Genomic DNA, 23,383 nt, shown 5'->3' with positions numbered 1-23,383 from the left:
GCATTTATGCAACATCTGCAGCAGTTCTATATAGATGGCGAGTGGGTCGAGCCGTCGGGCACCGGGCGGCTGGCCGTGATCGATCCCTGCACGGAGGAATCGCTGGGCGAGGTCGCGCTTGGCGACGCGCGCGACGTCGATCGCGCAGTCGCGGCGGCGCGGCGCGCATTCATCGGGTTCTCGCAAACGGGCGTGCAGGAGCGCGTTGCGTTGCTCGAACGGATCCTCTCGATCTATCTGCAACGTTATGACGAGATGGCTGCGATCATCTCGCGCGAAATCGGCGCGCCGGCGCAGTTGTCGCGCGCGTGGCAGGCGGCGCTAGGCAAGCGCCATCTCGAGGAAACCCTGCGTGCCTGCGCGCAGTTTCGCTGGCAACGTCTCAAGGGTACGACGCTCGTCAATCATGAACCGGTGGGCGTAGCCGCGCTCATCACGCCCTGGAACTGGCCGATCAACCAGATCGTCTGCAAGGTTGCGCCCGCGCTCGCGGCGGGCTGCACGATGGTGCTCAAGCCGAGCGAAGTGTCGCCGATGAACGCGGTGCTGTTCGCCGAAATCATCGATGCAGCCGGCGTGCCCAAAGGCGTCTTCAATCTCGTGAACGGCGATGGCCCGACGGTCGGCGCGGCGCTCGCGGCGCATCCCGATGTCGATATGGTGTCCTTTACGGGTTCCACGCGTGCGGGTATCGAGATTGCCAGGCTCGCGGCGCCGACGATCAAGCGCGTGCATCAGGAGCTCGGCGGCAAGTCGGCCAACATCCTGCTCGACGATGTCGATCTCGAAGCGGCGGTCACATCGGGCGTGCTTTCGTGCTTCAGCAACAGCGGCCAGTCGTGCAATGCGCCAACGCGCATGCTGGTGCCGGCCTCGCGTCACGATGAAGCGGCGCAGATTGCCGCGCGGGTTGCCCGTTCCCAGCGCGTGGGACCTTGTGACGGCGCCGACACGACGATGGGCCCCGTCGTCAGCGAGCTACAGTTCGGGCGCGTGCAGCGGCTGATCGGAATTGGTATCGAGGAGGGCGCTACGCTGGTCGCGGGCGGCCCTGGAAGGCCCGATGGACTCGAGTGCGGCTACTTCGTCAGGCCAACCGTGTTCTCCAACGTGAGTCCTTCGATGACCATCGCGCGAGAGGAAATCTTCGGGCCGGTGCTGGCGATCATGCCGTATCGCGACGAAGCGCAAGCCGTGGCGATCGCGAACGATACGCCGTTCGGGCTGGCTGCCTACGTGCAATCGAAGGATCAGGAGCGGGCGCGGCGCGTGGCCCTGCAGATGCGCGCGGGAAGCGTGTATGTGAACTACCCGGCGTGGGACCCGGCATCGCCATTTGGCGGATATAAGCAGTCCGGCAACGGACGCGAATACGGCGAGTGGGGCCTGGAGGCGTTTCTGGAGGTCAAGGGGATCGTCGGTTACGGCGAGTGACGCGCGGGGAGCGCCACGGCTTCATGCGTGGCGACGCAGTAGATCCGCTACCCGTTCCGCCATCATGATCGTCGGTACATTCGTGTTCGCGCACGGAATGGACGGCATCAGCGAGGCATCGCACACATACAGGCCTTCCACGCCATGAACCGCGCCATCTGAATCCGTCACCGCGAACGGATCACTGGCCGAACCCATGCGGCACGTTCCCGACGGATGCCATGTCCCGCCGACCGAACGTCTGACGAAATCCGTCATCGCACGATCATCGTCCAGCAGCGCGGCGAGCGTCACACCTTGCGTCACGACACCTTTGATCAACCGGCCCCGCAAAGGCCCGGCAACATCGAGCAAGCCGCTCAGCAAGCCGCGCTGCACCGCGTTCCACATGCCAGGCACGGCCACCGCCGCCACCCGCGGCGAATAGCTCGACGGGAAGATCACATCGCGACGCCCCGCCATCGCAGGCGAGGCCAGCGTCGCCGCGCCAAAGCGCAGCGCGAGCTTGAGCCGTTCGAGGTCGCGCACATCGGACAGCATGGCGAAATCGACTTTCGGTTCGTCGAATACGCTGGACGAAGCAAGCGTCACGCGGCCGCGCGAATACGACTTGTTGACCCAGAAGAAGAGGGTCCCGAGCCGACGGCCCACCGAGTGCCATCCCGAGCGCGACAGAATCGCGCCGTGCATGTCGCCGGGCACGGTGCCCTGGAGCGCCGACGAGAAACGCACGATCGCCTGCTCATGATGCTCGTCGGGAAACGGCGTGCGTGCGCCGCGCGGCAGAAACGCGGACACCGCGATCGATGGATGCTCCATCAGATTGCGCCCCACACCCTCGCAATCCGCGATGACGTCGATGTCATGGGCCGCGAGTTCAACGGCCGGACCAATGCCGCTGCGCATCAGCAACGCGGGGCTATGAATCGCGCCGGACGACACGATCACGCGCCGCGCCTTCACGTCCTCACGTGTACCGTCAGCACGCACGATGCGCGCGCCGATCGCTATGCGGCCGTCGAACAGGATGCGTTCGACGACTTCGCCGGTGCGTATCGAAAGATTGGGGCGGGCACGCGTGGCATCGTCGAGATAGCAAACGGAAGTCGGAATGCGCTCGCCTTGCGCGCTTACCGCGATCGACCCGATGAACGTACCGTCTTCCCACGGGCCGTTCTGGTCGTCATGAAGCGCGTAGCCGTTCTTGGCGAGCGTCTCCAGGACAGCGCGCACGAATGGCGAGATACGCGGCCACTTCGTACGCTGGATGCGTACAGGCCCGTCGCCGCCGTGACGCGGGCCGCGGAAATCGCAGTCGGTTTCGAGCTTGCGAAAGTAGGGCAGACACGACTCCCAGTTCCAGCCCGACGCACCGAGCGCCTCCCATTCGTCGTAATCGGCCGGCGCGCCGCGATTGGCCATCAGCGCGTTGACGGCGGAGCCGCCGCCCAGCAGACGCGCCTGCTCATAACGGCGCATGGCGGCGCTCGCGCTCATGCGCGCCTTCAACTGCCGCCAGATGTTGCGCGTATCCAGATACGCGCGTCCCGGATAGCGGCTGCGGATCGCGTCGGGCATCGTATGCGCGGAGATATCACGGCCTGCTTCCACGAGGCAAACCTTCACGCCCGCATCTTCGGACAAACGCGCGGCCAGCACGCAGCCCGCTGAGCCGCCGCCCAGAATCAGATAGTCGAACACGTCTGGATTGAATGGGCCGCACATGTCACACGATGCGCGGCTCGTCAGGAACGATGTGAAAAGAGCCCGGGGTTACTGCATGAACTTGAGCCAGCGCGCCTTCGCCTGAATGCCCGGCTCCGATGCCCACCATTCTTCCGCCATCAGTGCCTGCTTTGCCGCGTTGGCCGGCGAGCTCGGCAGTTCGGCCGCGCGCTTCTCGGAGATCTTGCCGGTCTTGAACGCAGCCGGATTGCCTGGACCGTAATCGATAAACAGCGGCAGATTGGCCTGCAAATCGGGCGACAGCGCCGCATTGATGAAGCGCATGGCATCGTTCAGATTCGGCGCGTTCTTGAGCACGCACAATTGCGTGTTTTGCAGAATGCCGTCGTTATACGTGAAGCCGATGTCCGGATCGTCCTTCATCACGGCGCTCGCGCGCCCGTTCCAGATCATCGCCATGTCGACTTCGCCGTCATGCAGCAATTGCGCGGACTGGCCGCCCGAGGTCCACCACACGGTAATGTCCGGCTTGATCTGCTCGAGCTTCCTGAACGCGCGATCAACGTCCAGCGGATACAGCTTATCGCGCGGCACACCGTCCGCGAGCAGGGCGGCTTCGAGCACGGTCACGGGATCATTGCGCAGCGCGCGCGTGCCGGGGAAGTTCTTCACGTCCCAGAAGTCCTTCCAGCTTTGCGGCACTTTCTTCAGCGTTTTCGTGTTGTAGCCGATGACCGTCGAATAGAACTCGTACGCGACGGAATAGGGCGTGCGGTACTTTTCGGGCACGCTTGCCGCGTTGGGAAGCTTCGAGAAGTCGAGCTTTTCCAGCAGGCCCGCGCGGCCGCCGCGCAGACAGTTGGCGGTTGGGGTATCGACTACGTCCCAGACCGGCTTGGCGGTTTCGCCCTGTGCCTTGATCTGTGGCCACGCATCGGGAATGCTGTCCTGGTTGATGGTGATGCCGAGCTGCTTCGCGGCGGGGTCGAGAATCGCTTTGGTCTGGGCTTCCTGATAGGCGCCCCCCTGCGATACGAAGGTGATCTTGCCCGCTGCGAAGGCGGGCGCGGCGCCCGCGATGGTGAACAGCAATGTCATGGCCAGCGGGCGCAGCGGAAAACTCGAGCAGCGGAACCTTGCAATCTTCATCACGGCATTTCCTCGACAGGGGTGAAGCGGTGGACGTCTTGCAGGTGGCGCGCTTCCCGCTACTGCGCAAATGGGAAAGGCGCGTGTTTGAAGTGAATATATTGAGTCAATTTCGCGGCAGCAATGCCGGAATTGTTGGACTGTCCATGACCTGAAGTTATGTCGGTGCAAGCCTCGTGGACCTCCGGGATTACCTCAATCCAGGCCGCCCTGGCAGAGGTACCTGATAGACAGATGGTCGTCCTGGAGGTCGTCCTGGAAGCAGCGATTGATGTCCAGACAGCCTGAGAGGCCGATGCCGGTTGCCTGCAGCCCGCCGTCGCAAGATCGGCTTGTCGGGCAGCAACCCGTGCCCACGTCCGGTCCGTGGACCTGTCGTCGAGTCGGGCCCTTCGACGGTGATCCGAATGATCACTTTCACATACTCATTCCTGCGATGAGCAACTACAGTTTAGTGGTGGGGACAGTCCTGCACGTTGGACCCGCCGTTGCCTGATTGCTGTCCCAAGGTGTGAACGCCATGAAGAACTTCCTCAGCGCGCTAGTGCTCGCCTCTGCGCCGTTCGTCGCCTGGGCCGAAACGCCATTCCTCTATTCACGTAGCGCAATCGTGTACGACGCCGGGCGCGGCGAAGTCCTGCTGCAAAAAAACGCCGACGACGTCCAGCCGATCGCGTCGCTCACCAAACTGATGACGGCGATGGTCGTGCTGGACAGCGCCCAGTCGTTGAGAGACACGGTGACCGTCAACGATGACGACATAGATCGGCGCAAGCACTCAGGTTCCCGCATCCCGATCGGTGCGTCACTCGAACGGGGAGAGATGCTGCGCCTGGCGCTCATGTCGTCCGAAAATCGCGCGGCGTCCGCACTATCGCGGGCGTTCCCGGGCGGCCAGCCTGCATTCATCCGGAAGATGAACGAAAAGGCGCGCGCGCTGCATTTGGCCAATACGCACTTCGACGATCCAACCGGGCTCTCGCCGGACAATCTCTCGACGGCACGCGACGTCGTGAAGATGGCGCAAGCCGCGGCGCACTATCCGGTGATCAGCGAATACACCACACTGCCGCGTTACGAAGAGGCGATCGGCACGAGGACGCGGTTCTATCACAACACCGATCCGGTAGTCCGAGCAGGCGATTGGGACGTTCTGGTCGCAAAGACCGGCTATATCCGCGAGGCGGGACGCTGCATCGTGGTCGATGCGAACATGCCGAATGGCCAGGTGATGATTGCGCTGCTCGGCTCGAAAACATCGTGGGGGCGCTCCGCCGATCTCGTCACGATACATCGATGGCTGAACGGCGACGAAACGCCGGTCGTCGAGCCGCCCTATTACGCAAGCGCCCGGCTGCGTCATCACCATTCGATGCTCGCGCGTTCGCATCGCGCCAAGGTGGAGTTCGCATCGTACCGGACAGGGTCGACGACGTCCGGTGCGCACCGGCAGACCGTCAAGCACCATGCCGGCAAGCGGGAACGCGGCAACGTGACTCTTTGAACGGCTTCTTCGGGGCGATCTTCGCCTACCGGCAAGCCGACGAGCCCAACGCTCGCCGCGTGCGGCGCAAACGCCTGCTTCGGCCTCAACGGGTGTGGTGGCGCAAACGTGACGCCTAACGTCGCCATCTCCGGCACGGCTGCCACCGGTAGAGCGCGTTGCGGAGCGTTGTCCGCGCCCAATCCGTGCACGCGGGACGCTCGCGCCGCCTGTCGTCATCCGGGCAAGGCGGCCAGTCAACGCTGTCGGCTCTCCGACCGCTCGACTGGCGTGGGCCCGACGTAGGCTCTACCTCGGTTTCAACTGGTCGATGCATTGCACCGAAGACTGCATGAGAAGTGAGGGGTGTCAAAGACGGCGAATCTACTACATGGACAGCCAGAAAGCGTGAATGTAGGAACCCGTCGCGGCATCGAAGAACCCGCACGCTACGCGAGGTTCATCGCCGGACGCGTCACCCGCGGTGGAAACACGCACCAGGAACCGTCGTCGTGGCGGAAGAACAGGATTGAAAAACTGCCGGACGCGAGCGCCGCTTCGATACATACGCAACGCCACGGGTGATGCAACGATTTGCCGAAGCGCTTCACGCGGGTATGTCTGACAGCCCCTGTACCGAGCCACTTGTCGACTAAAGCCCGCAAAGATCTGTCCCGATTGCCCATCCACTTCTCCCCAGATTCCCAGACGACGTAACCTGCGCCATCAATACCAAAATGAGTCGGACTCCAACGCAGTTCAAACATGGTGTCGAACGGACGTCCATCGTTCCTCTTGAGCGGCAAGACGCCGAACCATGTCCGCACTGGCCGATCGGAACGTCCTTATCCGATAGTTTCTGGCGCTATGGCCAGGGGAATTTCAAACCCAGCCACCGACCTATATGTAGATACTAGAAACCCGAGACGACCAAGACCCCACCCGCGATTGGTGGGTCCGACCGCGGTGGTCGACTAATCGGCTTGGCGACGGGAAACGGCCGCAAAAAAAACGGGGCGCTAAAAGCGCCCCTCGTCTTGTCGATATGCCTGGCGTGTTCAAACCCTGCATGCTTGCCAGGCGTATCAGTTCACTTTCTTCGCTTGTCCTTCCCAATAAGGCGCACGCAGATCGCGCTTGAGTATCTTGCCTGCCCCTGAGAGCGGCATCTCGGGGCGGAACTCGACACTCTTCGGGCACTTGTATCCGGCAATCAACTGATGACAATGCTGGCGGATTTCCTCTTCCGTCACCTGCGCATCCCCCTTCGTCACGACGATCGCATGAACCGCCTCGCCCCATGCATCGCTCGGAATTCCGATCACGGCACACATCATCACGGCCGGGTGCCGTCCAATGGCGTTTTCCACTTCCGCCGAATAGACGTTTTCTCCACCGGTGACGATCATGTCCTTCATCCGGTCGACGATGAAGATATAACCGTCCTTGTCCATATAGGCGCCGTCGCCGGTATGCAGCCAGCCGTTGCGCAATGCGTCTGCGCTCTCTTTCGGCTTGTTCCAGTAGCCGCGCGTGACGCTGGGGCCGCATATGACGATTTCCCCGACTATTCCGCGCGGGACTTCATCATTTTTTTCATCGACGATCTTCAATTCGGTGCCGTACAACCCTCGTCCTACCGACAATGACCGACCGCTTCTGCGTCCCGCCTCGGCATGACTTTCAGGCGGATTCGTCGTCACGACCATCGCTTCCGTCAGCCCATACGACTGGTAGAACTCGACGCCAGGGAAGAGATCCATCGTGCGTTCGAGCACCGATGCGATGATCGGTGAAGCGCCATACACCAGACGCTTCACGCTGCTCAGATCGCGCGTGCCGAAATCGGGATGATCGATCAGCGCCTGAATCATCGTCGGCACAAGCCCCAGTTCGGTGATGCCTTCGCGTTCGATGGTATCGAGCACTTCCCGCGCATTGAAGGCAGGAATGATGACGTGCGTTTCACCCGCAATGAACTGGTTGATCGCTCTCGACAGGGCGGCCATGTGAAACAGCGGCGCGGCATGCAGCGTCTTCCCGCCTTTGATCGGCGGTGTTTCGGCGATACGCTGGATGCATCCCGCCCAGATGTTGCGATGGCTCTGTATCACACCCTTCGGGAAGCCGGTGGTGCCGCCCGTGTACATGATCATCGCGAGGTCCTCGTAGCCGCGCCGCGCATCCTCGACGGGCGCGTGTCCTGCAATCAGCGTCTCGTACGACAGCATGCCGTCCGGCGCTTCGCGCTCGCCCGTGTAGATGAACACGGGGGGGCGCCGGGCCGTCTTCGCAATGCCGGCCGCCATGTGCAGGAACTGATCGTCGATGAACAGGATGCCGGTATCGCAATCGTCGAGCGAATACACGACTTCCGCGACGCTCCAGCGGATGTTCACGGGGTTCAGCACGCCGCCTCCCCACCAGACGGCCATGCAGGTTTCGAGGTAGCGGTCCGAATTGAGCGCGAGCACGCCGACGCGTTCGTCCGTCTTCATGCCACTGGCCTGCAACGCACCTGCGAGCCGGGCAACGCGATTGCAGAATTCGTCATAGCGGCGCCGACGGCCGCGAAATATCGTGACGATCTTGTCCGGTGTCTGCTGCAGGCAGCGATGAAGGGTGTTCGTAAGATTCAACTTCGTCTCCCATGCAACCTTGTTGCAGATAATTTTTCATCGATGCCGGCCGCGCCGCGTGCGTGGCCGGCGATCGTCTTCATGCGTCCATCGCAGCGCAGTAGCGCTCCTGATGATAGTCCGTGTCGCCCAGCAGCACGTCCACCATCGCGAGATGCTTGAAATAGTCGCCGACTTCAAGTTCGTCGGTCATACCCATGCCGCCGTGCAGCTGCACGGCCTGCTGCCCGACAAAACGCGCCGCCTTCGCGACCACCACCTTCGCCCCGGACAGCATGCGCCGCCGCGCCGACAAATCAGGTTCTTCGAGCGCACGGACCGCAACGTAAGCCATCGACAGCGCGCATTCCTTCTGGACCAGCATGTCCGCGATCCGGTGTTGCAGCGCCTGGAAAGCGGCCAACGGCTGGCCGAACTGCCGCCTCGTGTTCAGATAGTCGCGCGTGAGTTCGATCAGCCGTTCCATCGCGCCCGCAGCGGCCGCGCATTGCGCCGCAATGCCATGATCGAGGCCATGTTCGAGCGCGACAATCCCGCAGGCCGCATCGCCGATCAGTGCCGTCACTGGAACCTTCGCCTGCACGAAGCGAAGGTCCGCGCCATGCAGGCCGTCCGTTGCCTGGTAGGGCGTTACCGTGACGCCCGCCGTTTCGTGCGGCACCAGAAAGAGCGCGACGCATCCATCCAGACGCGCGCTCACGAGCCATCCGTCGGCACAGTGCCCATGCGATACCAGACACTTTGAGCCATCAAGCACGTAGACATTGCCGTCACGCACGGCCGCGCACTGCACCGATTCCGGACGATAGCGCGACGCCGTTTCGAGCCAGGCGATGGCCAGGGTGCGCTGGCCAGCTGCAAGCGCGGGCAGCCATGTCGCCCGTTGTGCGGCGGTGCCGTAACGTGCCAGTACTGCAGCGGCGATCGCGCAGGGAATCACGGGCTCGAGCACGAGGCCACGGCCCAGTTCGCGTTGCACGACGAGCTGACTCGACGGCCCTTCGCCGAACCCGCCGTATTCGGACGGAATCGTGAGGCCAGGCACGCCCATGTCCGCGAGATGCGACCAGACGCTGTGATCGAAGGCGTTCCCGCTGCGCGCGATGTTGCGGCGCTTTGCAAACGAATAGTCCAGCTTGACGAAGCGACGCAGGCTGTCGGCCAGCATCTGCTGTTCTTCACTGTATTCAAAGTCCATATCGGCTCTACCCGGTTCAGGCGTTCAGAATCAGTTTGGCGATGATGCCTTTCTGCACTTCGTTTGCGCCGCCGTAAATCGACGTCTTGCGCATGTCGAAGTAGCCGGCGGCAGCGGCGGATGCCCATTGGGGCCCGCTGGCAGGTTGCAGCGCGCCGGGTTCGAGCCACTCCGGCGCGAATGGCCATCCGTGCGGACCGGCCACTTCCATCTGCAGCATCGCGATGTCCTGCTGGATTTCCGAACCGCGAATCTTGATGATCGACGCCTCGGGTCCCGGTTGCCCATGGGCCTGGGTGGCCACGCGCAGCAACAGCATTTCGAGCGCCATCAGGTCCATCTCGATGCGCGCGATCTTGTCGCGCATGCGCACGTCGTCGATCAGGGCGCCGCCTTTGCCGTCGGCGGCTTCGCGCGCATAGCGCTTGAGCAGGCGGATTTCACGGTGGCATTGGCCGATCCCGGCTATCCCGGTGCGCTCGTGGCCGAGCAGATATTTCGCGTAGGTCCAGCCGCGATTCTCGTCCCCGACGAGATTCTCGACGGGCACCTCGACATCCTCGAACCACGTTTCGTTGATGTCCCGGCCGCCGTCGAGCGTCGTGATCGGCCGCACGGTCACGCCTTTGCTTTTCATGTCGATGAGCAGCATCGAGATACCGTCCTGCGGTTTGGCGTCCGGATCGGTTCGCACCAGACAGAAGATCCAGTCGGCGTACTGCGCATACGACGTCCAGGTCTTCTGTCCGTTGACGATATAGCGGTCGCCTTGTCTAACCGCGCGTGTTTTCAGCGATGCCAGGTCCGAGCCCGCGCCGGGCTCCGAATAACCCTGACACCAGAAGTCTTCCATCGAAGGAATGCGCGGAAGAAAGCGCGCCTGCATCTGCGGGCTCGCGTATTTCATCAGCACGGGGGCGATCATCGACAGTCCGAATGGAATCAGCCGCGGCGCGCCTGCGCCGATCGTCTCGATCTCGAAGATGAGCTTTTCCAGCATGGTCCATCCGGTGCCGCCGAACTGCCTGGGCCAGGAGGGTGCGCCCCAGCCGCGCGCATGCAGGATGCGATGCCAGCGCACAAAGTCGTCCTTGCCGAGGCGCCGGTGATGCTCGACTTTTTCGCGGATGTCGTCCGGAAGATGGTCTCGCACGAACGCTCGAACCTCTTCCCGAAAACGCTCTTCCGCTGCGGTAAAGCGCAAGTCCATCTATGTCTCCCCAACGGGCAAATTGCGATGCGAGTCGCGGCCTCGCGCTCCGTTCCGGGCGGGCCGCCGTATTTCCATCGCCATCGAGCGTACGTGCGGCACGTGCGGCGAAAACCACCGCTTGTGGGGGGGCGCTCCGCGCTGCGGGTTTTCACCGGTCTTGACCGGCGCGGCCCAGCCCCCCCAATCGCGGTGGGCTCCGGCAATCGATGTCGGCCGACCATCGGCTTTACACGATCCGGCGCCGTTGCGCTGTCAGCCGGAACGCCTCACATCATCGAGTGCGCCGGAAAAAGGAATCCGATATGCAGATCCAACGAAACGTCTTTCGCGAAGACCATGAAATGTTCCGCACCACGGTGCGCCGGTTCTTCGAGCGCGAATGCCTGCCGCGCCAGGCTGCCTGGAGCGAGACCGGCATGGTCGAACGCGAGGCGTGGCGTAAGGCGGGCCGCGAAGGCCTGCTGTGCGTCACGCTGCCGACCGAGTACGGCGGGGGCGGCGGCGATTACGGCCATAGCGCGGTGATGGCGGAGGAAGTGGCGCGCTGCGGGCTCTCCGGCGTCACGTTCAACATGCATTCGGACATCATCGCGCCGTATATCGCTCGCATCGGCAACGACGAGCAGAAAGCGAAGTGGCTGCCGGGCGCCTGCTCGGGCGAGATCATCCTCGGTATCGCAATGACGGAACCGGGCACCGGCAGCGACCTGAAGGCCGTGCGAACGACGGCGGTCCGCGACGGTGACGAATACGTCATCAACGGCAGCAAGACCTTCATCAGCAACGGCATCACGGGCGACCTGTTCGTGGTGGTGTGCAAGACCGATCCGACTGCGGGGGCGAAGGGTATCAGCCTGATCGTCGTCGAAGCGGACCGCGAGGGCTTCCGGCGCGGCCGCAAGCTCGACAAGGTCGGGCTGCATGCGCAGGACACGGCCGAACTCTTCTTCGACAACGTGCGCGTGCCCGTCGGCAATCTGCTCGGCGAAGCCGGCAAGGGCTTTCAGTACCTGATGGCCGAATTGCCGCAGGAACGTTTCTCGATTGCGCTCGCCGCCGCCGCGCGCCTCGAAACGACGCTCGCCCATACGGTCGCGTACGTGAAGGACCGCAAGGCGTTCGGCCAGACCGTGTGGGACTTCCAGAACACGCGCTTCAAGCTCGCCGACATCCAGGCGCAAGCCGTCGCCGTACGTCTGATGATCGACCACTACCTCGGCGAACACATGCGGCGCCGCCTGACGCTCGAGGAATCGGCCGTAGCGAAGCTCTTCGCGACTGAAACCCTCGGCAAGGCGCTCGACGAAATGGTGCAGCTGCATGGCGGCTACGGCTACATGCTGGAGTACCCGGTGGCCCGCGCCTTCGTCGATTCGCGCGTGAATCGCATCTACGGCGGTACCAGCGAGGTCATGCGCGAACTCATTTCGCGTTCGCTCTGAACCCATTCATTCACAGGAGGAGATACGCATGACACAAAACGTCTATGTCGCCGGCGTCGGCATGATTCCGTTCGCCAAGCCTGGCGCGAGCGCCCACTACGACGAGATGGGTGCAAAGGCCATCAGCGCGGCGCTCGAAGATGCCGGCGTCGCCTTCGGCGACGTGCAGCAGGCGTATGCCGGCTACGTCTACGGCGATTCGACCTGCGGCCAGACGGCGCTCTACCGCGTCGGCATGACGGGCATTCCCGTCGTCAACGTGAACAACAATTGCGCGACCGGTTCGTCGGCGCTCTTTCTCGCGCATCAGGCGGTGAAGAGCGGCATGGTCGATTGCGCGCTTGCGTTCGGCTTCGAGGAAATGCAGCCCGGCGCGCTGAAGAGCAACTGGGACGACCGGCCGCGCGCGATGGAGAAATTCATTGCGATCGCCGATGACCTGATCCCCGATGCCGGCCAGCCCGGCGCGATCCGCATGTTCGCGGGCGCGGGTCAGGCGCACATGAAGATGTACGGTACGACGCTCGAAACGTTCGCGAAGATTCGCGCCAAGGCGAGCCAGCATGCCGCGCGCAATCCGCTGGCGATTTTCCGCAAGGTCGTGACGCCAGAAGACGTGCTTGCCGCACCCGTCGTGTGGGAAGGCGTGCTGACCCGGCTGATGGCCTGCCCGCCGACCTGCGGTGCCGCTGCCGCGATCGTCGTTTCGGAAGCCTTCGCGCGCAGGCATGGTCTGCGCACCGATGTGCTGATCGCCGGTCAGGCGTTGACCACCGACGGTCCGGGCCTGTTCGACAAGCCGACGATGATCGACCTCGTCGGCTTCGGCATGACGCAATCAGCGTCGCAACGCGTCTACGAACAGGCCGGCATTGGCCCCGACGATATCGACGTGATCGAACTGCACGACTGCTTCGCGCAAAACGAGCTGCTGACCTATGAAGGGCTTGGCCTGTGCAAGCAGGGTGAAGGAGCAAAGCTGGTCGAAGATGGGGACAACACGTACGGCGGACGCTGGGTCGTCAATCCGTCGGGGGGCCTGCTGTCGAAGGGGCATCCGCTCGGCGCAACGGGACTCGCGCAGTGCTACGAACTCGTCCATCAACTGCGCGGCACGGCGGGCGAGCGTCAGGTGCAGGGCGCGAAGGTCGCGCTGCAGCACAACCTAGGGCTCGGCGGCGCGTGCGTCGTCACGGCGTACAAGAAGGCGGCCTGAGGCACGCGTGCGCCATTTCCTCATCTAGCGGATCACTCACATGCTCGACAAAGCCCATATCGGCAAGTCCTTGCCGTCCTTTTACGCCACCGCTGAAGCGGGCCAGCTGCGCCTGTTCGCGAAGGCGGTCGGCGAGACCAACCCGGTCTATCTCGACGAAGCCGCCGCCCGCGACGCCGGCCATTCCGGCCTGCCGCTGCCGCCCACGTTCCTGTTCTCGCTCGAGCTCACGCAGCCGAGCGGCGGCTGGCGCGAAGAAATCGGCATCCAACCCGCGCGGATCCTGCACGGCGAGGAATCGTTCACCTATCACCGCACGGCGTACGCGGGCGACAGGCTGCTGTTCGAGAGCCGCATCGCGGACATCTACGACAAGAAAGGCGGCGCGTTGAGCTTCCTCGTGCGCGAAACGCGCGTCACCAACACGCGTGGCGAACACGTTGCCGATCTGCGCAGCGTGCTCGTACACCGCAACGGCTAACCGGGACCAGGCCATGACTTCCACGAACTTCAATACGCTGGCCGTCGGCGACACGCTGCCGCCGCTCACGCTGCCGCCCGTCGACCGCACGACGCTCGCGCTGTTCGCGGGCGCGTCGAACGATCACAACGCGATCCACATCGACCTCGACTATGCACGCAAGGCCGGTATGCCCGACGTGTTCGCGCACGGCATGCTCTCGATGGCCTGGCTCGGCCGGCTGCTGACGCAGTGGGTCGATCAGCGCCAGTTGCGCGAGTTCGGCGTGCGCTTCGTCGGGATCACGCATCTCGGCCACCAGATCACCTGCACGGGCAAGGTCGTCGACAAATTCGAAAGCGCGGGCGAGCAGCGCGTGCGCGTCGAGATTCAGACGGCAAATCAGTATGGCGAAGCGAAGGTCGTAGGCGTTGCGGTCGTCGCAATTTGAGCATCACTGAGCACAACGGAATCAAAGGAACAGACATGGGAAAACTAGACGGAAAAGTCGCACTCGTGACGGGCTCGGGGCGCGGCATCGGCCAGGCCATCGCATTGAAGCTGGCGAGCGAAGGCGCGCGCATCGTCGTCAACGATCTCGACGCGGACCCGGCGCAACAGACGGTGGAACTGCTTCGCGAGGCGGGGGCTGAGGCGGTTGCCTGCGTCGGCAGCGTCGCGGCGCCCGATTTCGCGGACCGCTATGTAGGCACGGCGATCAATGCGTTCGGCGGCATCGACATCATCGTCAACAACGCCGGCTACACGTGGGACGACGTGATCCAGCGCATGACCGACGAACAGTGGTACGCGATCCTCGACTGCCATCTCACGGCGCCTTTTCGCATCCTGCGCGCAGCCTATCCGCATATCAAGGCGCAATACCAGGCTGAGGCGGCCGAGGGCAGGGAAGTGTTCCGCAAGGTCGTGAATGTCTCGTCCACCTCGGCATTGAACGGCAACGCCGGACAAATGAACTACTCGTCCGCGAAGGCGGGTGTGATCGGCATGACGCGCGCGTTGAGCCGAGAGTGGGGGCGCATGAAGGTCAATGTCAACGCGGTGGCATTCGGCCTGATCCATACGCGGATGACAGATGCGGACGCGAAGGAAGGCGCGACGGTCAAGATCGAAGGGCGGGATATCCGCGTGGGGATCAATCCGGAATTGCTGAAGACGCACGCGCAACGTTGCCCGCTCGGCCGTGGCGGCACGCCCGAGGAAGCCGCGGGTGCCGTGTATCTGTTCTGCTTGCCCGAGTCGAATTACATCACCGGCCAGATCGTCGCCGTAGCGGGCTCGCCGCAGTAAGACGGGCCCGGCGCTTCGCAAGCATCGCAAGCCTCGCGGGCAACCTCAACTCCATCCGTCAGCCGGCCGGCCTACCGCATCAGGTGTCGGCCGGCAACACGGCGCGCGACCCCGCGAAGCGGGCCAACGAGAATTGCCATGACTGCCTCGTCTGATTTCCAGCCCCGTTCCGCATGGGCAATGACCGTCCTGCTGACGGGGCTTGCTCTTATCAACTTCCTCGACAAGGTCGTGATCGGCGTGGTCGCCGTGCCGATGACGAACGAACTGCATCTGAGCCCGGCGCAATTCGGCCTGATTGCCGGCGGCTTCTTCTGGCTGTTTTCGCTCTCGACGATCGCGGTCGGCCTGCTCTCCAATCGCGTGCAGACGCGCTGGTTGCTGCTCGCGATGGGCGTGCTTTGGGCCATGCTTCAGGTGCCCCAAGCGCTCGGCACGAGCGCGCTGTGGATTCTCGTGTGCCGCGTGTTGCTGGGCATGGCCGAAGGCCCCTTCATGCCGACCACCGTGCATGCGCTCTACAAGTGGTTTCCGGACCGCAAACGCAATCTGCCCGTGGCGATCGTCAGCCAGGGCGCTGGGCTCGGCATGTTGCTGGCCGGTCTGCTGATCCCCCATATCACGGCCCGCTGGGGCTGGCGCATGAATTTCGTGCTGCTCGGTGTCATCGGCGCGTTGTGGAGCGTGCTCTGGCTTTGCCTCGGGCGCGAGGGCAACCTCGACACGACTGTGGCAGGAGGGCATGCACATGGCAACGGCAGCTTGAACCTGCCGCTCGGGAAATCCGGAAGGGCGCAACGCTCGCTACGCAAGACACTCGTCGATCCATCCGTGCTGTGTGTGTTCTTCCTCGGCTTCGCCGCGTACTGGTCACTGAGTCAGATCTTCACGTGGCTGCCGACGTATCTGGAGAAAGGGCTCGGCTATTCGAACGTCGAAGCGGGCCGCTGGTTCGCGGTCGTAATCGTCACGGGGACGCCTGTCAATGTCTGCCTGTGCTGGCTGTCGCAATTCATGCTCGAACGCGGCGTGTCGTCCCGTGTGGCGCGCGTCAAGCTGATCGGCATCGCGCTGATCGCGAGCGCCTGTGTCTATGTCGCGCCGCTCGCGCTGGACCTGTCCGGTTCGCACAAGGTGCTGATCCTCGCGGTCGGCGCGGCGCTGCCGACCGTCTGCTTCGCGGTCGGCCCCGCGTTGCTTGCCGAAGTCGTGCCCGAGTCTCAGCGCGGCGCGATCCTCGCGATCCATACCGCGATCGCGAGCCTGGGCGCGGCGATCGCGCCGGTGCTGATGGGCGCGATCGTGCAGGCCCGTGGCGCGCAAGTGGCCAGCGCCTGCGAGATGGGCTTCGCAACCAACGCGATCCTTGCCGTCCTCGCTGCGCTGCTGGCGCTGCGCTGGCTACACCCCGAACGCTCGCGCCACGTGCTCGATGCACCGGCGCCTCACCCCCAATCGAGCGCAATCTGATCGCAAGCGCCTGCGACTGGCGCACGACGCGGACCGCACCGGCACGGTCCGTGAAGCGTTGCGCCGGATGCATCGAAACCACCAGAGGACCACATCATGAAGACGCTGAACCGTTTCTACATCAACGGACAATGGGTTGCGCCGAGCAGCGGCGGCGCGATCGCCGAGATCGTCAATCCCGCCGATGAATCGCTGACCGGCACGCTCGCGATGGGCACGGCGCAAGATGTCGACCGCGCCGTCGCCGCCGCGCGTGCTGCCTTTCCAGCGTGGTCGGCCACCTCGCGCGAAGAGCGTGCCACGCTGCTCGCGCGCATCATCGAGTGCTACCGTGCACGGCTCGACGACATCGCTGATGCGGTGCGAGTCGAGATCGGCGCGCCGATCTCGCTGTGCAAGGGACTGCATGCCCCAGTCGGCCTCACACAACTGGAAGCGGCGCTGGAGACGCTGCGTGCGTTCGAATTCGAATCCGCTCGCGGACGCCACTACGTGCGCCGCGAACCGATCGGCGTCGCGGCGCTGATCACGCCGTGGAACTGGCCGCTCAACCAGATCGCGGCCAAAGTCGCGCCGGCACTCGCGGCGGGCTGCACCGTCGTGCTGAAGCCATCTGAGATCGCGCCGCTCGACGCGATGCTGTTCGCCGAAATCATGGACGAGGCGGGTACGCCGCCCGGTGTCTTCAACATGCTCTTCGGTGAAGGGCGCGTCGTCGGCGCGGCGCTCAGCGCGCATCCGCATGTGGACATGGTGTCGATCACGGGTTCGACGCGTGCTGGTGTCGAAGTGGCGCTAAGTGCGGCGCCGACGGTCAAGCGCGTGACGCAGGAGCTGGGCGGCAAGTCGCCGCTCGTGATCCTCGACGATGCCGATCTGCCCGCCGCGGTGGCGGGTGCGGTGATCCAGTGCATGACCAACTCGGGGCAGACCTGCGTCGCGCCGACGCGCGTGCTGGTGCCGCGCGAGCGCTGCGACGAAGCGGCGGCCGCCGCGGCGGCCACCGCCAACCGGCTCACGCTCGGCGATCCCGCTGATCCGGCGACGCGGATGGGCCCGGTATCGAACCGTGCGCAATACGAGAAGGTGCAGCGCCTGATCGGCATCGGCATCGAAGAGGGCGCGCGCGTCGTGGCGGGCGGACCCGGCCGGCCGCAAGGTCACGACCGAGGCTTTTATGTGCGACCGACGATCTTCGCCGACGTCACCAACGACATGACGATTGCCCGCGAGGAAATCTTCGGGCCGGTGCTGTCGATCATCGCGTACGACGACGAAGCGGACGCCATCGATATCGCGAACGATACGCCGTACGGCCTCGCCGCGTACGTCTACGGAAGCGACCCCGAGCGGCTGCGCCGGGTCGCCGACAGGCTGCGCGCCGGCATGGTCCGCATCAACGGTGCGGCGCCCGATTTCTCGCTGCCGTTCGGAGGCTACAAGACCTCGGGCAATGGACGCGAATACGGCGAGGAAGGCTTCGGCGAATACCTCGAATACAAGTCGGTCATGCGTTGAACGCGCGTGCCTGGCGACGATCATCGGCAACACAGGAAAACTGCAATGAACTTCGACATCCCAGCCGAATGGGTGGACTTCGGCGATGCCCTCATCCGTTTCATCGATCGTGAAGTCGCGCCGCTCGAACACGAGCATCGCGCGCTGCTCGCGAGCGAACAGCGTGCCTACACTGAGGATGGCCGCTATCGGCCCGAGGTGCTGGCATTGCGTCGCCAGGTCCGCATGCGTTCGGCCGAACTGGGTTTCTATACGGCGTTGAGCGACGAATCGCTCGGCGGTGGCGGACTCGGCGCGCAGGCGGCCGTCTATATCCAGGAGCGCCTCAATGCGCACTGCGGACCGTCGCGGCATCTGGTGCATACGGTCGTGTTGCCGTCGCCGTTTACGAACGGGCTGTCGCCGGTGTTGCGTCATCTCGATCCCGCCGTGCTCGACACCTGTCACACGGCGCTCGCGAGCGGCGACAAGACGATGTGCTTCGGCCTCTCGGAACCGGACGCCGGTTCCGACGTATTCGGCATGCGCACCCGCGCGGTCCGCGATGGCGATCACTGGATCATCAACGGCACCAAGCAGTGGATCACCAACGCGCCCTATGCCGACTACGCGATGATCTTCGCGATCACGGACGAAGAGAAAGCGCGCGCGCATCGCGGCGGTGTGACGGGATTCTTCCTGCCGACCAGCACGCCCGGCTTCTCGGTGCCGAGCGTCATTCCCGTGATGGGACATCACGGCTCCGAAATCGGCATCGTCTCGCTCGACAATGTGCGCGTGCCGGACAGCCACCGCCTCGGGCCGGTCGACGAGGGTCTATCGGTGGCGCTCGACGGCGTGAACGCGGGACGCCTGAGCATGGCGGCAAGCTGCCTCGGACTCGCGCAATGGGCGCTCGCGCAGGCCGTCGAGTATGCGAAGGTACGCAAGACGTTCGGTCAACCGATCGCCGATCATCAGGCGGTCCAGTTCATGCTCGCGGACTGCGCGATGGACATCTACGCGTGCAAGTCGATGCTGCGTCACTGTGCGTGGCTCATCGACGAAGGGCGGCGCGCGACGAAGGAAGTGTCGATCGTCAAGGCCTCGGCGACGGAGATGGTGGGTCGCGTGCTCGACCGCGCAATTCAGGTTCATGGCGCGATGGGGCTGACCAACGAGCTGCGTCTCGAGGCCGCCTATCGTTATGCGCGCACGGTGCGCATTCCGGACGGCACCTCCGAGATCCAGCGGCGCACCATCGCGCGCAGGTTGCTCGATGGCGATCTGATGTTCTGAGTCAGCGGGGCGGTCGGCGTACGCCCCTGAATACAGCCGCTCCAGCACGAAACGGGAGGCAGATGCCATCAGGCAACTGCCTCCCGTTTGCATTCGGCGATCCGGTACGTTGAACCGGAGGCGATCAACGTGGTTGATCGCCTCGCGGTGTCTAGAACGTCGACAGGGTCAGCGTATTTCTCACCGACAACACGCCCGGCACGCCTTTCGCCGCACTCGTCGCCAGATCGATCTGCGCCTGCTCCGGCACGGCGCCTTCCAGCGTCACGGCGCCGTTGTTCGCGCGCACGGTGATGTGCGTCACGCTGAGCCCTTTGGTACGCGCCAGCACGCGAATGACGTCCTTCTGGAGTTTGCGGTTGGCGGCTTTCGCCTCTTTGGCGCTCATCGTCGAACTGGCCGTGGACGAGGCGGCAGCCGCCGGTCCCGAGCTCTGGGCCTGCGCACCGAGCGACGCGAGCGCGACGAGCGCCCCGGCGGCCAGCCGGCCCCTGAGATTACGATTCATTGTGTTGCTCCCTTGTTTTCAAATGCACGAAGTCGTGTGGTTCGATGCCCGATCAGAAGCGATGCGTCATGCCGATCACGCCCAGCGTCTGCGACGTGCCGGGCTGCGTCACCTGGACGCCCGACCAGCTCATCGTCGCGCTGCCGTGGTTCTTCATGTAGCCCGCGCGCGCATAGACCGTGGTCCGCTTTGACAGGCTGTGGTCATAACCCACCTGGATCGCGGGCGTGTTGTCGTGCACGCCGCGCGCGTTGCGCTCCTGCAGCGCGATTTCGAACGTATCGGCCGGGGTGGCCTGGATCGTCGCGCCGATCGAGGCCAGGCTGTAGGGGTGCGCGGTGCCCAGACGCGCGGCGAGCGATCCGGCCGAAGGGTCCTGCGGCTTGTTGTACAGATACAGCGCCTGCAGGTTCACGATGCCGATGCGGTACGCGAGCGCGCCCGTGAAGTGCTCGGTGGCGACGAGATTCAGCGCGGCCGGAAGCGTCGCGATGTTCGCCGTCCCGGGGCGCATGTTCTGATAGCCCACGCCCGCATAGAAACCATAGCCCGTGTACGACAACGCGACGTCGAGCAGGTTGCCGGTCGTTTGCGGCACCGGTTGGGTCACCGTTGCGGACAAGGCGTACATCGCGTACAGCTTGAATCCGCCGAGCACCGGCGACTGATAGAAGATCGAGTTGCTGGTCCGGCCGGTCATGTTCTGCGTCGAGAGCGTATTCCGGTCGGGCGTGAGCACCGCCGATGCGGCCAGCGCAAGCGACTCGACGGCACGGAACGGATCGGCCGGGTAGACGATCCAGAAGCTCGGCTGATACTGGCGTCCGAATGTCAGCGAGCCGTACTTGTCGTGCGTGAGGCCCACCCACGACTGGCGATAGAACATCGCCGTGGTATCCGCGAAGAACGAGCCGTTGTTGACGTTGAAGCCGTTCTCGAGGGTGAACACCGTCTTCAGTCCATCGCCCAGGTCCTCTGCGCCTTTCAGGCCGAACATCGATCCCGTGTTGCCGCCGCTTCGCATCGAAAAGGACGATGTTCCGCCGTTGTTCAGGTATTGCCCGAACACGTCGACGACGCCATACAGCGTCACGCTCGACTGTGCTGCTGCACCGCCCGCGGCGCATAACATCGCGGCGCCGCAAATACTGCGACTGACAAACCTCATGCAAGTCTCCTCTGCTTATGTTTGCCGCATTCAATCGATGCGGATGACCAAAAAGCGGGGCCTGCCATGGCTTTCTTTATCGGCAGACTGTCAGGCGAGTTTGCTGAGTTTTTCGTGCGCAATACCTACCGGAATAGTGGGGGTGGGATAACCCGATGGTCGTGCCAATGGCACCCCCCAACGACGGTGGGGTTCCGTTGTGGCTGCGCGCATACCGTTGTATGGCTGCGAAAGTCGGTACACGGACCCTGACGGGGTTCGCCGATCGAACCATTGGACGCTCTGACGTCACCCGTTACTCTTGAGGACCCCACATGAATAGCCTGGAGACCGTTCTGCCCGCGCTGGACGACGACATCGATTTCGAAAACGCCCGGCGTGGCTTTATCGGCACCATTCCCGATGCCGAGATACTCGACGGCAAAGGCCGCCCCGTCTGGAGCCTGCGCGATTACGCGTTCCTCGACGACCCCGAGCCCGCGCCGAGCGTCAATCCACACCTGTGGCGCCAGGCGCGTCTGAACACGCATCACGGCCTGTTCAAGGTGACCGACCGCATCTATCAGGTGCGCGGTTTCGACGTCGCGAACGTGAGCTTTATCGAAGGCGACACGGGCGTCATCGTGATCGATCCGCTGACCGTGGCCGAAACCGCGCAGGCTGCGATCGCGCTCTACCGCAAGCATCGCGGCGATCGCCCCGTGACGGCGATGATCTACACGCACAGCCATGCCGACCACTACGGCGGCGCGCGCGGCGCGCTCGACGAGGCCGATGCGATCGCGCGCCACGTGCCGATCATCGCGCCGCGCGGCTTCATGTGGCACACGGTCTCGGAGAACGTGATCGCGGGCAACGCGATGATGCGCCGTGGCATGTTCCAGTCGGGCCTCAGCTTGCCGAAGCATGTGTGCGGCCAGGTCGACTGCGGTATCGGCAAGGCGATTCCGATGGGCACGGGCACGTTGATCCCGCCCACGATGACCATCGAGCACGAAGTGGAGACGCACGTCATCGACGGCGTGAAGATCATCTTCCATCTGGCGCTGGAAAGCGAAGCGCCGTCGGAAATGTTCATGCACTTCCCCGAACTGCGTGCGCTGAACACCGCCGAGATCGGCGTGCAGACGATGCACAATCTTTGCCCGCTGCGCGGTGCCGAAGTGCGTGATGCACGCCAGTGGTCGCGCTATCTCGATGAGGCGCTCGAGCACTATGCCCCGAGCGCCGACGTCGTGTTCGCACAGCACAACTGGCCGACGTGGGGCAACGAACGCATCCGCACGTACCTGCGCCAGCAGCGCGACCTGTACAAGTATCTGCACGACCAGACCGTGCGCCTGATGAATCACGGACTGACGGCCATCGAGGTTGCCGAGGTATTGAAGCTGCCTGAATCGCTTGCCTCGACGTGGGCCAATCGTGGTTTCTACGGCACGCTGTCGCACAACGTAAAAGCGATCGTGCAGCGCTATCTGGGCTGGTACGACGGCAATCCGTCTCATCTGCATACGCTGCCGCCCGAGCAGGCGGGACCGCGCTATGTGGCCTATATGGGCGGGGCGGATGGCCTGCTCGCGAGGGCGCGCGAGGATTTCGCGCGCGGCGAGTATCGCTGGGTCGCGGAGGTCACGAATCATCTCGTGTTCGCCGATCCCGCCAACCAGGCGGCACGCGCCCTGTGCGCGGATGCGCTCGAACAGCTCGGTTTCGCGGCGGAATCGTCGACGTGGCGCAATGCATATCTGCTCGGCGCGCAGGAGTTGCGCAAGGGGGCGCCGAAGCTGCGCCGGCGTCATGTGAGCCGCGATCTCGTCGCGTCGTTGCCGCTCGAGCTGCTGCTCGATTACTTCGCCGTGCGCCTCGATGGCGGCAAGGCCGAAGGCGAACAGATGCAAATCGAATGGTCGAATCCCGAGACGGGCGAGTGCCTGACGATGCGTCTGGAAAATGCGACGATGACCTATCTGCCGGGTGCCGCACGTGAGACGCCGACGGCGAGGGTGATGCTGACGCGCGCCGGGCTCGTGGCGTTGCAGATGGGCGATGGCAGCCTTGCCGATGTTTTTGCACGCCTCGTCGAAGAGGGCGAGATCAAGACGGAAGGCGACACGGCGAGCGTGATCCGCTTGCTCGGCATGCTCGATGAGTTCGACCCGATGTTCAACGTCGTCGAGCCTTGATGAAGCACCGCGGGCCTCTGGTGGGAG

At 63.9% G+C, this 23,383-nt stretch carries 20 protein-coding genes; 12 read left to right on the top strand and 8 right to left on the bottom strand.

The window, feature by feature from the left end:
• The first annotated feature begins 6 nt into the window (after positions 1-6).
• The gene (locus tag L0U84_RS11555; RefSeq protein WP_233849974.1) at positions 7-1,434 is read left to right on the top strand and encodes an aldehyde dehydrogenase family protein; all 1,428 of its coding nucleotides are present in this window, start codon (positions 7-9) and stop codon (positions 1,432-1,434) included.
• Positions 1,435-1,455: 21 nt separating this feature from the next.
• Here the strand turns inward: L0U84_RS11555 and L0U84_RS11550 are convergent, their stop codons facing one another.
• Together L0U84_RS11550 and L0U84_RS11545 are read right to left on the bottom strand one after the other, a co-directional pair.
• Positions 1,456-3,135, bottom strand: coding sequence for a GMC family oxidoreductase (locus L0U84_RS11550; RefSeq protein ID WP_233852002.1), 1,680 nt, complete (start codon positions 3,133-3,135; stop codon positions 1,456-1,458).
• Positions 3,136-3,207: 72 nt separating this feature from the next.
• Complete coding sequence (locus L0U84_RS11545) at positions 3,208-4,269, bottom strand: ABC transporter substrate-binding protein (protein ID WP_233849973.1); 1,062 nt, start codon at positions 4,267-4,269, stop codon at positions 3,208-3,210.
• On the opposite strand from L0U84_RS11545, the gene L0U84_RS11540 reads away from it, so the two are divergent.
• Complete coding sequence (locus L0U84_RS11540; RefSeq protein ID WP_233849972.1) at positions 4,257-4,424, top strand: hypothetical protein; 168 nt, start codon at positions 4,257-4,259, stop codon at positions 4,422-4,424. The two genes, L0U84_RS11545 and L0U84_RS11540, sit on opposite strands and share 13 nt — an antisense overlap.
• Positions 4,425-4,789: 365 nt before the next feature.
• The gene (locus L0U84_RS11535; RefSeq protein WP_233849970.1) at positions 4,790-5,773 is read left to right on the top strand and encodes a D-alanyl-D-alanine carboxypeptidase family protein; all 984 of its coding nucleotides are present in this window, start codon (positions 4,790-4,792) and stop codon (positions 5,771-5,773) included.
• 428 nt (positions 5,774-6,201) lie between these two features.
• Here the strand turns inward: L0U84_RS11535 and L0U84_RS11530 are convergent, their stop codons facing one another.
• From L0U84_RS11530 to L0U84_RS11515, 4 genes are all read right to left on the bottom strand, one after another.
• Positions 6,202-6,519, bottom strand: a complete 318-nt coding sequence (locus tag L0U84_RS11530) for a hypothetical protein (RefSeq protein WP_326491171.1) — start codon at positions 6,517-6,519, stop codon at positions 6,202-6,204.
• Positions 6,520-6,837: 318 nt separating this feature from the next.
• Positions 6,838-8,391, bottom strand: coding sequence for an acyl-CoA synthetase (locus tag L0U84_RS11525; protein ID WP_233849968.1), 1,554 nt, complete (start codon positions 8,389-8,391; stop codon positions 6,838-6,840).
• Positions 8,392-8,470: 79 nt separating this feature from the next.
• Entirely contained in the window at positions 8,471-9,589 is a 1,119-nt protein-coding gene (locus tag L0U84_RS11520) for an acyl-CoA dehydrogenase family protein (protein WP_233849966.1), read from the bottom strand.
• A 16-nt stretch (positions 9,590-9,605) separates the two neighbouring features.
• Complete coding sequence (locus L0U84_RS11515) at positions 9,606-10,799, bottom strand: acyl-CoA dehydrogenase family protein (RefSeq protein ID WP_233849964.1); 1,194 nt, start codon at positions 10,797-10,799, stop codon at positions 9,606-9,608.
• 305 nt (positions 10,800-11,104) lie between these two features.
• On the opposite strand from L0U84_RS11515, the gene L0U84_RS11510 reads away from it, so the two are divergent.
• The 8 genes from L0U84_RS11510 (at position 11,105) to L0U84_RS11475 (ending at position 19,497) form a co-directional block, all read left to right on the top strand.
• A complete protein-coding gene (locus L0U84_RS11510) occupies positions 11,105-12,244 on the top strand; it encodes an acyl-CoA dehydrogenase family protein (RefSeq protein WP_233849962.1) in 1,140 nt (379 codons plus the stop codon).
• Between the two features lie 28 nt (positions 12,245-12,272).
• A complete protein-coding gene (locus L0U84_RS11505; protein ID WP_233849960.1) occupies positions 12,273-13,460 on the top strand; it encodes a lipid-transfer protein in 1,188 nt (395 codons plus the stop codon).
• Positions 13,461-13,500: 40 nt separating this feature from the next.
• The gene (locus L0U84_RS11500) at positions 13,501-13,941 is read left to right on the top strand and encodes a MaoC family dehydratase N-terminal domain-containing protein (RefSeq protein ID WP_233849958.1); all 441 of its coding nucleotides are present in this window, start codon (positions 13,501-13,503) and stop codon (positions 13,939-13,941) included.
• A gap of 13 nt (positions 13,942-13,954) precedes the next feature.
• Positions 13,955-14,371: a MaoC family dehydratase gene (locus tag L0U84_RS11495; RefSeq protein ID WP_233849956.1), complete on the top strand. Its 417-nt coding sequence runs from the start codon at positions 13,955-13,957 to the stop codon at positions 14,369-14,371.
• Positions 14,372-14,406: 35 nt separating this feature from the next.
• On the top strand, positions 14,407-15,231 hold the full coding sequence (locus tag L0U84_RS11490; RefSeq protein ID WP_233849954.1) for an SDR family NAD(P)-dependent oxidoreductase: 825 nt from the start codon (positions 14,407-14,409) through the stop codon (positions 15,229-15,231).
• Positions 15,232-15,369: 138 nt separating this feature from the next.
• Positions 15,370-16,701: an MFS transporter gene (locus L0U84_RS11485; RefSeq protein ID WP_233849952.1), complete on the top strand. Its 1,332-nt coding sequence runs from the start codon at positions 15,370-15,372 to the stop codon at positions 16,699-16,701.
• A gap of 96 nt (positions 16,702-16,797) precedes the next feature.
• A complete protein-coding gene (locus L0U84_RS11480; protein ID WP_233849951.1) occupies positions 16,798-18,219 on the top strand; it encodes an aldehyde dehydrogenase family protein in 1,422 nt (473 codons plus the stop codon).
• 45 nt (positions 18,220-18,264) lie between these two features.
• Positions 18,265-19,497, top strand: coding sequence for an acyl-CoA dehydrogenase family protein (locus L0U84_RS11475; protein WP_233849950.1), 1,233 nt, complete (start codon positions 18,265-18,267; stop codon positions 19,495-19,497).
• Between the two features lie 151 nt (positions 19,498-19,648).
• Here L0U84_RS11475 and L0U84_RS11470 read toward each other — a convergent pair whose 3' ends face one another.
• Entirely contained in the window at positions 19,649-20,005 is a 357-nt protein-coding gene (locus L0U84_RS11470) for a BON domain-containing protein (protein WP_233849949.1), read from the bottom strand.
• 52 nt (positions 20,006-20,057) lie between these two features.
• Positions 20,058-21,173 (bottom strand): porin, encoded by a 1,116-nt coding sequence (locus L0U84_RS11465; protein ID WP_233849948.1) that lies wholly within the window; start codon positions 21,171-21,173, stop codon positions 20,058-20,060.
• A 314-nt stretch (positions 21,174-21,487) separates the two neighbouring features.
• Here L0U84_RS11465 and L0U84_RS11460 point away from each other — a divergent pair, with 314 nt between their 5' ends.
• Complete coding sequence (locus L0U84_RS11460) at positions 21,488-23,356, top strand: alkyl/aryl-sulfatase (RefSeq protein WP_233849947.1); 1,869 nt, start codon at positions 21,488-21,490, stop codon at positions 23,354-23,356.
• Positions 23,357-23,383 lie beyond the last annotated feature (27 nt).

Source organism: Paraburkholderia sp. HD33-4 (assembly GCF_021390635.1).
Lineage (GTDB): Bacteria > Pseudomonadota > Gammaproteobacteria > Burkholderiales > Burkholderiaceae > Paraburkholderia.
The sequence above is the reverse complement of the archived record's forward strand: the minus strand, read 5'-3'. Positions and strand labels throughout refer to the sequence as shown.